The following is a 15211-nucleotide window of genomic DNA, read 5'->3' as shown; positions in this document are numbered from 1 at the left end:
ATTCGGGAGCTGGCAAAAGGCGCAAGCCGATCAGTTCTGAAACGGCGGTATTTTCGATCAGCTCGCTGAAGCCCACGCGCTCGCGGAGCAACTGAGGAGCGCCTGCTGCATCCGGGGGCAGGCGACCAAGCCGGTCCGGGACACGACGGGGGAGCCCGGTCCGCAGCCCCTGCGGCCGGGCTTTGATCGTTTTGAATTTGCTTAGCACTTCTTCTTGGTTCGTTCGCGCTGGCTGCATTTCTAACATCCTCGGCAGGCCACTCTCGCAGGCCCGTTCACTCCGAGGTTTTCCGTGACGTTCGAAATCGGCGGCATCGTCGGCTCCCTTGCCCGCGCGCGCGGCACGCTGGCGCGGCGCGTTGGGAGCGATGGTCATGTGCTCGATCTTCCTTCTCCGCGCGCGATTGTGGATGTTCTGGCTGACCTTAGCGCGTCGCTGTTCCCGCGCCGGTACGGTGGCGCCTCTGCTGCGACGGACGGCGGTCTGGATTATTTCGTAGGCTATAGGCTCGGCAATGCCCTCGACGCACTCCATGCGCAGGTGGTGCGGGAGCTGGGGTTTACGGCTGCTCTGACGGAGCGGGCCTTGTTCGACGCTGCCAAGACGGCGACGACGATCGTGCAGGAGTTCGCCGAGCAGCTCCCGGCCATTCTTGAGGTTCTCTACAGCGACATTCGCGCGGCTTATGACGGCGATCCGTCCGCCAAAAGCCAAGACGAAGTGCTCCTGAGCTTTCCGGGCATTCGCGCCATCATCCATCATCGGCTCGCGCACGCGCTCTACAAGCTCGATACGCCGATCATCGCCCGCATCATCGCGGAGAGCGCGCATTCCCAGACCGGGATCGACATCCATCCCGGCGCCACGATCGGGTCGAGCTTCTTCATCGACCATGGTACCGGCGTCGTCATCGGCGAGACGGCGGTCATCGGCGACCGGGTCCGACTTTATCAGGCGGTCACGCTCGGCGCCAAACGCTTCTCGCTCGACGAGAGCGGGTCGCTGGTCAAAGGGCAGCCGCGCCATCCGATCGTCGAGGACGAGGTCGTGATCTATGCCGGTGCCACCATTCTGGGCCGCGTGACAATCGGGCGTGGATCCGTGATCGGCGGCAACGTCTGGCTCACGCGTAGCGTGCCTCCCGGCAGCAACATCGTGCAGGCGCAGGCGCGCAGCCACACCTTCGATAGCGGCGCCGGAATATGAACGTTCGATATCCATGAAGTTTTCTCGAGAAAAAGGGGACTAAGGGAGACCTATGACAGAGGCACAGACAGCTCTGGGCGATGTTGCAGCGCGCCAACTCGCGAATGCGACCAAGACCGTTCCGCAGATGGCGAGCATCACCCCCCGGTGGCTCGTGCACTTCTTGAACTGGGTCCCCGTGGAGGCCGGTATCTATCGCGTCAACCGCGTGAAGGGTGAGGATAGCGTCGAGGTGGCTTGCTCGCTGCGCGATGAGCGGGCACTTCCGAACACCTTCGTCGATTATGTGGAGAACCCGCGCGAATACATGCTCTCGGCGGTCAACACCGTGCTCGAGATCCATACGCGCGTGTCCGATCTCTATTCGGTGCCGCACAACCAGATCAAAGAGCAGCTTCGCCTGACGATCGAGATCATCAAGGAGCGTCAGGAGAGCGAGCTCATCAACAACAAGGAGTACGGTCTCCTGGCGAGCGCGGCTCCGGCGCAGAAAATCAGGACGCGCACCGGTGCCCCCACGCCCGACGATCTCGACGAGCTGATCTCGCGCGTGTGGAAGGAGCCCGCCTTTTTCCTTGCTCATCCGCTCGCGATTGCCGCGTTCGGACGCGAGTGCACGCGCCGCGGTGTTCCGCCGCCCACCGTCACGCTCTACGGATCGCCGTTCCTCACCTGGCGCGGCATCCCGCTCATTCCCTCCGACAAGCTCGAGGTCAAGACCGGCAAGACCAACATCCTGCTGATCCGCAGCGGTGAATCCAAGCAGGGCGTAGTCGGCCTCTTCCAGCCCGGTCTGCCGGGCGAGCAGAGCAAGGGTCTCGCCGTTCGCTTCATGGGCATCAACGACAAGGCGATCGCCTCGTACCTCGTCTCCCTCTATTGCTCGCTCGCTGTCCTGACCGACGATGCGCTGGGTGTGCTCGAAGGCGTCGAAGTGAGCAAGTACCATGAGTATAAGTGAGCATCCGGACCCGTTGCCGGATCCGGTGCGGGTGAGCCCGTCGCTCGGCGGCGCGGGATTGAGCCCACAGGGGCTTCATCCCGCATATGGGGCTCCGGACGAGATCTCGCTCGCACGCCTCGCGAACGAGATCTACGCAACGCCGCCCGGCCCTTCGCCGCAGGGCTATTCCGGTGCAGGGGGCGCAGTGCTGCCACAGGACTCGACATCCGGTATTTCGGGCACAGCCGATGCGGCGCGCATCACGCCGTTGCGCGGCGCCGGGGTGAGCCCGCAAGGCGCGCAGCCGACATACGGCTTTCCGAGCAATGATGCTGCCTGGACGCGGCTTCCGGGCGCCGCGTTATCGGCGGCCGACCATACGCCGCCCGGATTGTTGCCGGGCGCTCCGGTCCTGCCGGTCACGGTGCCACCACAGGCGCTGGTGTCGGATGTCCCGTTGTCGTCGGCGGCGTCCGAAAGCTCTCGGGGTGACGCCTATGGTCTCTCCGCCATTGCTCTGCCTTACGAAACGGAGATCAAGGCGTTGCTCGCGGCTCCGGATACCGGCCGTGCCCAGCCCGAGCTGCACGACATGGAGCTCGTCTCCGACGTTCCGCTTTCGACGCCGCCATCGGCCGGCACCGTGGCTGAGCCGTCACCCGTTCCCTTGCCGTACGACGCCGAGCTCAAGGCGGTGCTTGCTGGCATCGGCGGGGAGACACGTGTGCGCGATCCGGGCAGTGGATCGGTATCCTCGCTCTATTTCCTCTCGGATCTCGGCGGTCCGAGTCCGTTTGGAAGAGGCGGGATCGGGGTTCCGTCCGCGTCGGCGCCGATGTCTCGGTCCGAGCCTCTCGTCGGCGATGTGCCGTTCGACATCCACGCCGTGCGTCGGGACTTTCCGATCCTGTCCGAGACTGTCAACGGGCGCCCGCTCGTCTGGCTCGACAACGCGGCCACCACGCAAAAGCCGCAGGCGGTGATCGATCGTCTCGTGCACTTCTATGCCCACGAGAACTCGAACATCCATCGCGCGGCGCATGAGCTTGCGGCCCGTGCGACGGATGCCTACGAGGGGGCGCGGCAGAAAGTGCAACGCTTCATCAACGCGCCGTCGGTCGACGGGATCGTGTTCACGCGGGGCACGACCGAGTCGATCAACCTGGCGGCGGCCACCTTCGGCCTCAAGCATGTCGGCGAGGGAGACGAGATTGTCATCACACATCTCGAGCACCACGCCAATATCGTGCCCTGGCAGCAGCTCGCGCTCGCCAAGGGCGCAAAGCTCAGGGTCGCGCCAGTGGACGACCGGGGTGCGGTTCTGCTCGAGGAGTTCGGAAAGCTCCTCAACGGGCGAACCAAGATCGTCGCTTTCACCCAGGTGTCGAATGCGCTGGGTACGGTCACGCCGGCGAAAGAGATGATCGAGATGGCGCATCGTGTCGGCGCGGTGGTACTGCTCGATGGCGCGCAGTCGGTATCGCACATGAAGGTGGACGTGCAGAGCCTCAATCCGGATTTCTTCGTGTTCTCCGGACACAAGCTCTTCGGGCCGACGGGGATCGGCGTCTTGTGGGGCCGCAAGGACCTACTCGACAGCCTGCCGCCCTATCAGACCGGCGGCAACATGATCCAGGACGTGACTTTCGAGCGGAGCCTCTTCCACACGGCGCCGAACCGCTTCGAAGCCGGAACGGGCAACATTGCCGACGCTGTCGGTCTGGGCGCGGCCATCGACTATGTCGAGACGCTCGGCCTCGAAAGCATCGCCGCCTACGAGCATCGCCTGATCGCGTACGCCACGGAGAAGCTGCTCGCGGACGTGCCTGGCGTCACCCTCATCGGCACGGCTCCCGAGAAGGCGGGCGTGATCTCGCTGATCCTGAAGGGCGTGCCGAGCGAGGAGGTGGGTGCGCGCCTCAACCAATACGGTATCGCCGTACGATCGGGCCATCACTGCGCTCAGCCGATCCTGCGCCGTTTCGGACAGGAGACAACGGTGCGCCCGTCGTTTGCGTTCTACAATACCTTTGGTGAGATCGATCTTCTGGTTTCTGCCCTGAGGGAGATCCAGCGCGACGCAGGCCAATCTTACCTCTGACTGCGAGAGCGCAAGGAACGCCGCGGCGGCTTCACGAAAGTGAGGCCGCCGCGTCTTTTCAGCTCCGCGGAGGATTGATAATGGGCTCCGCCATGGCCGGCCAATGGGTCCAAACTCATGCAGCAGAGAAGAGCTCGCCCGAGATATAGCGTTCCGCGGATGAGGGCGCGAAGGTGACGATCGTCTTGTCGGCGTAGTCCGGACGCTTGGCGACGGCGATCGCGGCGGCAACGTTCGCGCCCGTCGAGATCCCGCCTGGAATTCCCTCGATCCTGGCAAGACGCCGCGACGTTTCGAACGCGCTGTCGTTCGTCACAGTCAGCACCTCGTCGATGAGCGAGGTGTCGAGCACGGCCGGCACGAAGCCCGCGCCGATGCCCTGGATCTTGTGCGGCCCCTTTTCGCCGCCCGAGAGGATGGGACTCGCGGATGGCTCGACGGCGAATACCTTGAGGTGGGGAATGCGGGGCTTCAGGACGCGTGCGACGCCCGTGATCGTGCCGCCCGTTCCGACGCCGGCCACTATCGCGTCGACGTTGCCGCCCGTGTCCTTCCAAATCTCCTCCGCCGTGGTGAGCTCGTGAATCCGCGGATTGGCCGGGTTTTCGAATTGCGCGGGAATGATGGCGTTCGGCAACGTTTCCGCCAATTCCCTGGCGCGCGCAATGGCGGCACCCATGCCGCCGGCGGCGGGCGTGAGCTCGAGCTGGGCCCCGAGATGGGCCAGGATCTTGCGGCGCTCGAGCGACATCGATTCCGGCATGGTGAGGATCAGCTCGTAGCCGCGCGCGGCCGCGACGAACGCGAGTGCGATGCCCGTGTTGCCCGAGGTCGGCTCGATGAGGACCGTTTTTCCGGGCTCGATCTTACCCTGCTGTTCGAGCGCGTCGATCATCGCCACGCCGATGCGGTCCTTGACCGAGGACAGGGGATTGAAGAACTCGAGCTTGAGGAGAATGCGGGCCGAAACGCCCTCCTCGGCCGTCACTCGATTGAGCGCCGTGAGGGGTGTGTGCCCGATCGTCTCGGAAATGTTTTCGTAAACACGGCCGCGCCCCCAGGAGGTGGTCGCGGCCAGCGTCTTGAGGTCGAGGATCTCGTTCATACGACCGCCCATGACTTAGGTTTTCCGGGCGATCACGCTAGCTTCGGGCTGCGCGCAGAGGAATGAAGAATATTTCATTTGTTTATGACGTCGCGCTCAGGAGCACGACGGCGCTCTACGGGCCGCGATGCACATCTCCCATGCTCTTGGCGCATGAGCGCCGGCGAACGCGACCGCATCATCGTCCGGGCGGCCGGAGCCGTGCTTTCCGATAACGACACGGCGCCAACCTCGAATGCGATCCTCGCCTGAGCGGATGGTCGGCACATCGCGTGACATCATCCAGCCTGGCAAGCTACCGCCCAGTGCATTCGCGGAGAGCTTCAAGGAAATCCGGATCCTGAGCTCCAAAGCCGTCCTGGCCAGGGCTGGGACACAGTGTTTCGACAGGAAGTCGCCGGAAGTTCTCTCTTTCGTTTGAGAATGGCGCGCCGGGAGGCAGTGTATTCGAACGAGTGTCCTATGTTTGGCCGCTCTTCGATGATGCGCGCACAATGTTCCGGTTGAGTTGGTTCTGCTTTGCATTCTTCGGTCTTGGCTCGTGAGCTTTTGCGGGGTCCGCCGAAGGGAGACGTTCGCTACTATCCTGGAGCTTCTCGCACCGTCGAGGCCGGCAACCCACGCTGTATGCCACGCGCTGGCATGAGGGCCAGCGGCCTCAATCAGGGGAAAGGACTGCAGAGTCCCATAATCTGCCGTCGCATGGGATGCGGTCGGCGACGCGAAATACGCCGCCGACCATGTCAGCTCTCAGGGGTACTGTGTCGCTCGATCAGATGTCGAGCTTCTCGGCGATCTCGATCGCATCGTCGACTTCGATGCCGAGATACCTCACAGTGCTTTCGATCTTGGAGTGGCCGAGCAGGAGCTGGACAGCCGGGAGATTGCCGGTTCGGCGGTAAATCAGAACGGCCTTCGTGCGTCGCAGCGAGTGCGTGCCGAACTTCGCGGGATCGAGACCGATGCTCGCCACCCATTCTTGGACGAGCCTTGCGTACTGGCGTGTCGTAAGTCCGCCCCGGTCGCCCCGACCGGCGAACAAGAACTGACCCGCTTTGCGTCCTGCCAGGCGCAGGTACTCGTCGATCGTTTGACGGGTTTGATCGGTCAGCTCAAACCTTACTGGTCGGCCCGTCTTCTTCTGGCGGATGGTCGCCCGGTCCATCGAGTAGCCGCTCGGGGCGACATCATCGACGCGAACAGCAACGACGTCACAGCCGCGTAGCTTGCTGTCGATCGCTAGGTTGAAGAGGGCAAGGTCGCGCTTCTTCCCCTCGATTTGGAGCTTCGTTCTGATGGACCAGACGTGGCTCGGTCTCAGCGGCGGTTTTGTGCCGACGAGCTTCCCTTTGTTCCACGGCACGCAAACTGGCTTGATGAGAGAAGTGGCATGTTCCTGTTCCATGGTCTGTCTCCTTGCTAGAGAGACGAATGACCATGCGCCGATGCAGGGCGAACTGACCGACGCGACGGCCGGATTCGGATCGATTCTTCCGCAGCATGGTTATCGGTCGACGATTTTGATCCCAACCGGTCATCAGCGGGTTCGGCTCCGCGAGCTGGTAGCCACCACGGCAGAGAGTGTCTGGCTCGCATCGGTCTCTGCCTTGCTGGGCCGCGTTAGGATTGCAACACTTTCAGGAGCGGACACGGCCCAACCAACGGATACCAGCTGCTTGGTCAGATCCCAGAATGGGTATCGTTAACCCCCGAACTGCGCGTCGGACACTTTCTCCATCCAGTCGACTGTCTTTCCATCGAGCGCCTCGGAAATGGCGATGTGCGTCATGCCCGTGGTCGCGGTCGCGCCATGCCAGTGCTTCTCGCCCGGTGGTATCCAGACGATATCACCGGCGCGGATGTCCTCCTTGGGACCGCCCTCTAGTTGTACCCATCCCATACCTGAGGTGACGATCAGTGTCTGGCCCAAAGGATGAGTGTGCCAAGCCGTTCGTGCGCCCGGCTCGAAGCTCACGATCGCGCCGCCGATGCGGGCGGGAGCTGTGCCCTTGAAGGGCATGTCGATCCGGACAGCACCGGTGAAATACTCCGCTGGGCCTTTCGCCGATGGCTGCGAGCCGCTGCGTATGATCTTCATGGCTGTCCTCGTGGGATGATTGTGTGGTGGCGTGCCGCCATGGGCCAGTCCAGCCGACAGCAATGTGGCCGCGATACCGACAAGCATTGCGCGGCGCGCTTCATCGATGGATTCCGTCATTTCTGCGCGAAGACCTCTCTCGCGATGGCTACGGCGCTGACTGCATTCGGCCATCCGGCGTAAAAGGCGAGATGCGTGATTGCCTCGACGATTTCAGTCTCGGTAACGCCGTTCTGTCGCGCCAGAGCCAGATGTGACCGCAATTGGTCGGGTCGGTTCATGGCGATGAGCGCACTGATCGTAACGAGGCTGCGATCCCGCTTCACAAGCCCCGGTCTCTCCCAGACATCCCCGAACAAGACGTTGTCAGTGAGCTCCGCAAGCTTGGGGGCGACATCGCCCATCAATTGCTGAGCACGTGTCTGACCGGTTTTCGCCATGGCGGAAGCTTCCTTCGTCTGTTGTGCCTGGGCAGGGTTTGACATGCCGATGAGCACAGCGATCACGCTGGCAATGCCGATTTTAGGAAGCCAGTTCATTCGCAATCTCCGTCGTTCGTCGTTTCAATCGAGGCCCTTGGCCCGCAGGAACTCGGACACCAGGTTCGCGATCTGCGTATTGTTGAGGTCCGAGAATAGAAAGTGGGTGTTGCCGCGAATGCCGAGTGTCGGCAGATGCACGAGCTGTGCATCGCCGCCATGCTGGTTGATGGTGTCGACCCAGAGCCGCGCCATGGCGAGGCGCACGCGCCAATTGTCTTCCCCTCGGCGCTCCGTCGCTTCGGTCGGAATGTTATCGCCGTAGTAGATGACGATCGGGATGCGAGTGAGCTTGCGAAAGTCCTCCAGCGACACCGCCTCAGGCGACAAGGTACCGGCTGCGCTTGGCATTGCGGTGGGAAGCTCGCCTTCGGGGAACACGAAGCCGCTGCCCGGCTCGAACGCGACGATCGCCTTGACGTTCTGGTTCTTGATCGCTGTCAGCCATCCCGGCCCGCCGGCCTGGGAGTGCGTAAACAGGGTGCCGGGACCGATCTTGGTGAACAGCGCTGCCATCGCGTCAGCGATCACCCCGGCATCATAAGGACCGGTGTTTGGCGTGACCGAGCGGAAGAACTGGTTCAACGTCTCCGAATTTCGATCGAACTGAACGCCATCGAAATATTTCGGCCAGGTTCCGAGCCGGAACTGATCGAAGAAGAGCTGGTCATAGGGTGTGGGTTCGATGGTCGTGGCAACGGTACTATTGCCGGCGCGGCCACGTCGCGGCTGGTCGACGAGATAGACCGGATAGCCTTGTCGCAGAAAGAGGGTCTGGAAGCCCTCGCGCCCGTCCGGCGTCGTCTCCCAACTTCGCGCCGACTGAAATGCGCCATGCAGCATGACGATCGGCAGAGCCTTCGCGTTCTGCGGCACCTGATAAAAGGTGTACAGATGGTCGCCATGGATACTCTGTCCTGCGGCGGTGGGTTTGTTGTTGTCGTAGGTGCCGGGCGTTCTCACCACGGTACCGCCCACGGCGAAGCTGCCCTGTGTTTCGATAACGAGCGGCATCCCCCTTCCGCTATCCTGCGCCAAGCCGGAAGCGGCCGCCCCGATCGAGAGAAACAACACGGCGCCCACCGTTTTCCAAATATTCACTGCCATGCGGCTCATGCTCCATCGTATGTGCTTTCCCCAGTTCACGCCTCTTTGGTGGACGGCATCTTCCCCGTCCTTGGCGGACTATCGTAAACGCGACCATACGGCCTTTCACAATGAACATAGCGCCCGGCGGACTATGTGATAACCTGCATATATCTGAATGAGGACTTGAGGAATTTTCAGTAATGTCGAGACGCGACACCGGTGACCTGATTGCCTTTCTGGCTGTGGCCCGTGAACGAAGCTTTACGCGTGCGGCGGCGAGCCTGGGTGTCTCGCCATCGGCGTTGAGTCATACGATGCGCGGGCTTGAGGAACGGCTTGGCCTTCAACTCCTGACTCGTACCACCCGCAATGTGTCTCCAACGGAGGCCGGTGAGCGATTGCTTCGCACGGTCGCGCCGCATTTCGACGGTATCGAGGAGGCATTGGCGTCTCTGACTGCGTTGCGCGAGAAGCCTGCTGGCGCGCTTCGGCTTGCCGCCGGGGACCACGCTGCAGAAACTATTCTGTGGCCGGCGGTGAAAAAACTCCGTCAGGACTATCCCGATATCACAGTGGAGATCGACGTTGACAATGGTCTGACCGACATTGTGGGAGGGCGTTACCATGCGGGTGTCCGCCTTGGCGAGAGCGTCGATAAGGACATGATCGCCGTCCCCATCAGCACCGATCAACGTATGGCGGTGGTTGGTGTGCCCTCGTATTTTGCCCAGCACCCCAAGCCTCGTTTGCCGAAGGACCTGACCGCGCACGCGTGTATCAATCTGCGTCTGCCGACGTTCGGCGGATTCTATGTGTGGGAGTTCGAGAAGGGTGGCAAAGAAACGAAGGTGCGCGTCGAAGGTCCGCTGGCGTTCAACTCATCGAAGCTGGTGCTGGAGGCGGCCTTGGCTGGCTCTGGTCTCGCCTGTCTTCTGGAGTCTCGGGTAAAGCCGCACCTTAAGAATAGAGACCTTGTCCGCGTGCTCGCCGACTGGTGCCCGCCATTCTCAGGATACTACCTCTACTATCCAAGCCGCCGACAGCCAACGCCGGCATTTACACTGTTGGTCGAGGCCCTGCGCTATCGCGGATAAGCCTCACTTGCGCGAACTACTCGCTTCCAGCCAACGGCTCACGTCTCTCAGAATGGCTCGCTCCTGATCCATCCTGATGACGAAGGCTTTGCCAAGGCGCGCCTGAGGGGCCAATCGGCCGAGCACCGCAAGGCTATCTCCGGTGCCGTATCCGCCATGAGTGATGAGCGGCACCAGATCTTTTCCGGAGAGATCGTGTTTCGATAAAAACGACTTGATGACCGTTGGTGTCGTCTCTCCCCAGATGGGAAAGCCAAGATAGAGCGTGCTGTAGGCGCCTATTTCTGCGACGGGTTCTTTAAGCGGTGGCTCATAGCCCGCTTGCTTCTCGCGCTCAGCCTGGGCAACCGTGGCTTCGTAGTCTTCGGGATAAGGCTCCGCCGGCTGGATCTCGAACAGATCCGCACCAAGGTCGCGGCGCATCTTGCCAGCAATGAGCTTTGTATTGCCGCTGCGCGTGAAGAACGCGACGAGCGTGCGGCCGCGACCACTGATTTGTTGGGCATCTGCGCGATTGGCGAGGAGGCCCAGCGATGTCCCGAGCCCAACCGCAAGGCTCTGACGTCTGGTCATCATGATGCCCCTCCGCCTGAGCTCAGGGAGCGTTGGCCCCTCCGGTAAGCCGGGGGGCGCCAGGTTATGAGCGGTCGGAAACAAGGGTCCGCGCAAAGAACGGCGTCAGCTTGCCCATCTCGGCATCGACATGTTCGGGAACCCAGTAGGTTCCAATAGCCGTTGCGCCCTCGATCTTGAACAGCTCCTTGTCCTTCGTGCCGGTGGCCTTCGCGAAGGCATCCTCCGTCATGTACAGGCTGTCGGCCTTGCTGCCTGCCAGCATCAGCAGCGGCTGGTCGATCAGCTCGATCTGATCGGTCGCATCCCAACGCATCAAGTCCATCAAGCTGCTGACGGTATAAGTGCCGCCCGAGTTGGGATAGGCGCCGGAGTTGGGATGACCGTGTGTGCGCTCATAATAGACGGTCCCCTCGCGATACATTTCAAACGGCATGGCGGCGATTTGCGCATCCGTCGCCGCAGCTCCACCTCCGACATAGAGGATCTTGCCCCCGGCCGCTTCCTGGGCGCGGGCGGCCGAAGCTTGTTGCAGGCGCTCTTGAAACGTGCCGAGTGCGGAGTCCGCGAAGCCGTTGCGGCGCACGCGTCCGGAATTGAACATGCTCAGCGTTGCGACCGACTTGAAACGCTTGTCGGTCTTCGCAGCCGCCAGCGAATATCCGCCACCACCGCAGATACCGAGCAGGCCAAGACGCGCGGCATCGACGCCCGGATAGCGAGTGATGAAGTCGGCCGCGCCGTGGATGTCTTCGGTACGGAATTGGGGTTTGTCCGTGTTACGCGGCTCGCCGCCGCTCGCGCCCTGATACGCCGCGTCCATCGCAATGGTAATGTAGCCCTGTTCTGCCAATCGCTGAGCGAAGAGGCCGGCGACTTGCTCCTTCACACCGCCGTTCGGATGCGCGACGACGATGGCGGGATATTTCCGCGCCGGATCATAGTTCGGCGGGGTGTACACGTTGGCGGCAATGTCCAGCCCATTGAGCTTGTATTTGACGGGGTGGATATTGACCTTGCCCGGCTCGTTCGTCGTGATCGCGCCATCATAGACCAGCGTAAACGGATTCTGCTTGTAGTCGGCTGCCATAGCCGTGGGAACGGTCATTTCCGGAACTCCTAGGATGACGCCGGAGAGAACCAGCGCCGAGCCTTCGAGAAATTTGCGCCGCGTCTGGTCAACAGCTTCATCGGTCATTGCTAACGTCCTCATTCCGCTGTGGGCTAGCAGCCAGCTGCGGTTTCGGCGGAACTAAGCGCCCAGTTCGCAGTGTTGTGCTGAGAAAATAGCCGCACGCTCATTCCTCGATTAGACGCTAAAATCGGCATGTGCCTTTGAGGCGGATTCATCAATAAAGCGGCCAGACAAGCGTAAGCATTCTCTGCCACGATCGCACGGGTTTGCTGAGCGCCCGTCCGTTCAATCCGACTCATAATTCGTCGATTGGGGCTTGTAGGCGGGGGGGTGGCTTGATGCTCGAGTTGGCATCACGAAGTAGCCAGCTCGCGCGCCTTAGCGTCAACTCCGCACACAAAAGCAGACGGCGGGTCATCCGCACCGACGAGGCGAACAATTCACGACCCCAGATTCTGAAATTGGCCCGTGGCGACAGCGGCATCAACGATAGGCAATATCGGTTCGGAGAGATGGAACGGAAACAGTCATCTGTCAGGCGAATCGATGCCGAGGCCCTTTTACTGATGATCAGTCAATCGCCTCTATCCCTTGCGCCTTCAAGCGTTCGAGATGATCTTTCATTTCCTTCAGCCGCTCGGGGGAGTGGCCCACCCAGTCGGTGACTTCGCCCATGACCCGGAGCGGCTCACGCGAACGGTAGGACTGCGTCGGGTTTCCGGGAAATTTCTTGTCGGTCAGATTGGGATCGTCCACGACCGGCTCGGTCGGCTCCACAACGTAGATCCTTTCCCGTCCTTCACCGGTGGCCAACTCCGCTCCCCAGATGGCGGCGTCCAGCGTGCCGGTGAGATAGACCCAGGATGCTTGTTTCCGCATGCCGTAGTTGGAACTGTACCCGACTCCGATCAGGTCTCCTGGCTTCAGGTCTGCTCGAGTGCCGTGATAGAATTGTTTCGCTTCTACTCATTCTGGCAACCCAGATTCTAGTCCTTGGCGCTCATCCACACGCATATACGATGTTTCTGTGTCAGCTTCTGGCCCGTCTCGTCAGGCAGTTGACGGCGGCTATCGGATCACTGCGACTGCAGGCAGCCTCAGAGTGTCACGTACCGGCGCCTCGGGTCATTCGCCGGTCGGTCCCATTAGCAGACTCTGCCGCGACGGACGTAAGAGGCTCCCATCGACGTGTCACCCACATCTGCAATCATGTGACTTCCGGAAGTGCTTGTCGCTTCCGAATACTCGGCTCCTGAGCCAGCAAGCACATTGACTTGGCGGCTACCGCTGGTCACTTCTTCTGCGCGGGAGCGGCGGCTGCGCCCGCTGCAGCGGGCTGCATTGCCGTAGGCGTCGCCGCGGTCGTGGTAACCGCTGGCTTCTTTCTGGCCGCCGCCGGCTTTTTCGCCTTGGGCTTAGCGGGAGGGGAGCTGAAAAAGCCGAAGTCGAACAGCGATGACAACGGCACGGTCTCGCTCACGCCGCCGGTGTAAGCCTGCAGCACGCTCACCTTCGTGCCGACCTTCGCAATCGAGGCCAAGTGTACGACGTGCTCGTTCGTCAGGCGGAAGCAGCCCGAAGAATTCGCGCGCCCGACCGTGCGATCGTTGTTGGTGCCATGTATACGATACACAGTATTGCCGAGATAGAGAGCGCGCGCGCCTTGCGGGTTCTTGAGCCCGCCCGAGACCGTGAGCGGCAGGCCCGGCACACGTTCGTGCATTTCAGGCGGCGGCGTCCACGATGGCCAGGATGCGATCCGGCTGATGCGCTGCGTGCCGGTCCAGGTAAAGCCCTCGCGGCCGACCGAGATGGAATACTCGTAGGCTTGCTTGTTCGGCAGCACGAAATACAGCTTGCGCGATTGCGTATCGATTATGATGGAGCCGACCTCCTCGCTGCGGTCGAAATAGACGACCGGCGGCGCGGCAGGCGCGATGTCCGGCCGTTCGCCGCCGTCCATATGCTTGGGATAGATAACGGGCTCGGAGGCTGCACGGCGCGCTTCGCGCTCAACGCGCTCCGCTTCCTGCATTTGCGCATCATGCTCGGCGACAAAATCGCTGACGAACTGCGCCTTCGCCGGCCCCGCAATCAGAGCGACGTAGGCGGCCAAAGCCAAACACGTTGCGCGCAATTCCATAAGCGCTCCGCAACCGGTTGATCGCTTCAGCCCTGATAGAGCACCTCGCCGCCCCCGGACAAGTCCGATCACATTCCAGAAGGTGCGCGAAGGGTCAATTGTTGCAGTCTGGCCCCATTGCGGCACGGCAAGTTAAGGTCCCCATCCCATCGGTTGGGGAACGCCTGTTTTTGTCCAATCACTAACATAGGCATCTAAAACCCAACGTCCCATGTGTGGACGGCACCCTGTTGGCAAGGACTTTCTGGTTTGTCACGCAGAGCTGGTCGGTAGCGCCCATGTGTCCGGCCTTTCTGCTCGGCGCGAACACCGATGGCCTTCATGCTATCCGCAAGATCAGCTCCCGATCAGAAGCACGCGCTCGAGGCGCTCTGGGACTGATGGGTTTTGCTGATCCCGGTGGTCGACCGCTTACTGCATGACTTACCTTTTGCCCTCTCCAACCTCGTGAAGCGCGCCCGGTTGGGCACACTCGTTCCTATGCAGCTTGTGGCAACGGCTCGCGATACGCGCCGCCGCGCGCCATCAGTACCCAGGCTATCCGCGCCATCTTGTTGGCCATAGCCACTGCGGCGATCTTGGGCGTGCGCCGCTGCAGCAGCGTGAGCAGCCAAGGGCGACGCGTGCCGTGGCGTTGTGCGTAGCGGATCACCGCAAGACTGCCGACGACCAGAAGCCACCTCAAGTAGTGATCGCCACGTTTCGATATCTTGCCGAGGCGCTCCTTTCCGCCGCTCGATGATTGTTTCGGCACAAGACCGATGAAGGCTGCGAAGCTCCTGCCGTTCTTGAAGTTCGAAGCGTCGCCGACGGAGGCAACAAGCGCGCTCGCCGCAAGCGGTCCGATGCCCGGGATCGTAGCCAGACGCTTACTCGCTTCGTTCGACCTGTGCCACGCCATTACTTGCCGGTCGAGCTCGAGGATTTGGTCCTGTAGCAAGCGACACTGATCGACCAGACACATCAGCGCGCGGCGTGTCACTCCAGTGATGCGATCATCGTCGCCAGAGGCGATCATGTCGATCAGTCGAGAGAGCCCAATTCTGCCGATGCTCTCGGTGATGCCGAACTCGGCGAGATGCGCTCGGATCGTGTTGACCATCCGCGTGCGATGCGTGATCAACGTCGCTCTAGGCTCCGTACTCAATTAGGATTCCGCGATCGAGCAAATCGTGATTCAAGCT

13 protein-coding genes and 1 pseudogene are annotated in these 15211 nt (G+C 61.7%); 4 read left to right on the top strand and 10 right to left on the bottom strand.

The window, feature by feature from the left end:
* Positions 1-292: 292 nt before the first annotated feature.
* The 3 genes from epsC to V7082_RS04470 are packed head-to-tail and all read left to right on the top strand — an operon-like array spanning position 293 to position 4251.
* Positions 293-1207 (top strand): serine O-acetyltransferase EpsC, encoded by a 915-nt coding sequence (gene epsC, locus V7082_RS04480; protein ID WP_334146415.1) that lies wholly within the window; start codon positions 293-295, stop codon positions 1205-1207.
* Between the two features lie 52 nt (positions 1208-1259).
* Complete coding sequence (locus V7082_RS04475) at positions 1260-2168, top strand: family 2A encapsulin nanocompartment shell protein (RefSeq protein WP_334146414.1); 909 nt, start codon at positions 1260-1262, stop codon at positions 2166-2168.
* Positions 2155-4251, top strand: a complete 2097-nt coding sequence (locus V7082_RS04470; RefSeq protein WP_334146413.1) for a family 2A encapsulin nanocompartment cargo protein cysteine desulfurase — start codon at positions 2155-2157, stop codon at positions 4249-4251. The genes V7082_RS04475 and V7082_RS04470 overlap by 14 nt, the downstream gene beginning before the upstream one ends.
* 115 nt (positions 4252-4366) lie before the next feature.
* On the opposite strand, the gene cysK is transcribed toward V7082_RS04470, so the two are convergent.
* The 5 genes from cysK to V7082_RS04445 form a co-directional block, all read right to left on the bottom strand.
* Complete coding sequence (gene cysK / locus V7082_RS04465) at positions 4367-5356, bottom strand: cysteine synthase A (RefSeq protein ID WP_334146475.1); 990 nt, start codon at positions 5354-5356, stop codon at positions 4367-4369.
* A gap of 772 nt (positions 5357-6128) precedes the next feature.
* Positions 6129-6761 (bottom strand): tyrosine-type recombinase/integrase, encoded by a 633-nt coding sequence (locus V7082_RS04460; RefSeq protein ID WP_334146412.1) that lies wholly within the window; start codon positions 6759-6761, stop codon positions 6129-6131.
* A gap of 297 nt (positions 6762-7058) precedes the next feature.
* Positions 7059-7454 (bottom strand): (R)-mandelonitrile lyase, encoded by a 396-nt coding sequence (locus V7082_RS04455; RefSeq protein WP_334146474.1) that lies wholly within the window; start codon positions 7452-7454, stop codon positions 7059-7061.
* A 116-nt stretch (positions 7455-7570) separates the two neighbouring features.
* Positions 7571-7993 carry a carboxymuconolactone decarboxylase family protein gene (locus V7082_RS04450; RefSeq protein ID WP_442909752.1) on the bottom strand — a complete coding sequence of 141 codons (423 nt, stop codon included), beginning with the start codon at positions 7991-7993 and terminating at the stop codon, positions 7571-7573.
* 24 nt (positions 7994-8017) lie between these two features.
* Positions 8018-9100, bottom strand: a complete 1083-nt coding sequence (locus V7082_RS04445) for an alpha/beta hydrolase (protein WP_442909751.1) — start codon at positions 9098-9100, stop codon at positions 8018-8020.
* Between the two features lie 182 nt (positions 9101-9282).
* Between V7082_RS04445 and V7082_RS04440 the strand changes: the two genes are divergently transcribed.
* Positions 9283-10176 carry a LysR family transcriptional regulator gene (locus tag V7082_RS04440; protein WP_334146411.1) on the top strand — a complete coding sequence of 298 codons (894 nt, stop codon included), beginning with the start codon at positions 9283-9285 and terminating at the stop codon, positions 10174-10176.
* A 3-nt stretch (positions 10177-10179) separates the two neighbouring features.
* On the opposite strand, the gene V7082_RS04435 is transcribed toward V7082_RS04440, so the two are convergent.
* The 5 genes and pseudogenes from V7082_RS04435 to V7082_RS04415 form a co-directional block, all read right to left on the bottom strand.
* Positions 10180-10752: a flavodoxin gene (locus tag V7082_RS04435; RefSeq protein WP_334146410.1), complete on the bottom strand. Its 573-nt coding sequence runs from the start codon at positions 10750-10752 to the stop codon at positions 10180-10182.
* 61 nt (positions 10753-10813) lie between these two features.
* Positions 10814-11857 (bottom strand): alpha/beta hydrolase, encoded by a 1044-nt coding sequence (locus V7082_RS04430; protein ID WP_442909755.1) that lies wholly within the window; start codon positions 11855-11857, stop codon positions 10814-10816.
* Between the two features lie 597 nt (positions 11858-12454).
* Positions 12455-12844, bottom strand: a pseudogene (arr, locus tag V7082_RS04425) (NAD(+)--rifampin ADP-ribosyltransferase); the annotation flags it as partial.
* A 331-nt stretch (positions 12845-13175) separates the two neighbouring features.
* Positions 13176-14027, bottom strand: coding sequence for a L,D-transpeptidase (locus V7082_RS04420; RefSeq protein ID WP_334146408.1), 852 nt, complete (start codon positions 14025-14027; stop codon positions 13176-13178).
* 478 nt (positions 14028-14505) lie between these two features.
* Entirely contained in the window at positions 14506-15150 is a 645-nt protein-coding gene (locus V7082_RS04415) for an IS110 family transposase (protein ID WP_334146407.1), read from the bottom strand.
* Positions 15151-15211: the final 61 nt, after the last annotated feature.

Origin of the sequence: Hyphomicrobium sp., assembly GCF_036833075.1 — a bacterium.
In the GTDB taxonomy this organism is placed as follows: Bacteria; Pseudomonadota; Alphaproteobacteria; order Rhizobiales; family Hyphomicrobiaceae; genus Hyphomicrobium_C.
The sequence above is the reverse complement of the archived record's forward strand: the minus strand, read 5'-3'. Positions and strand labels throughout refer to the sequence as shown.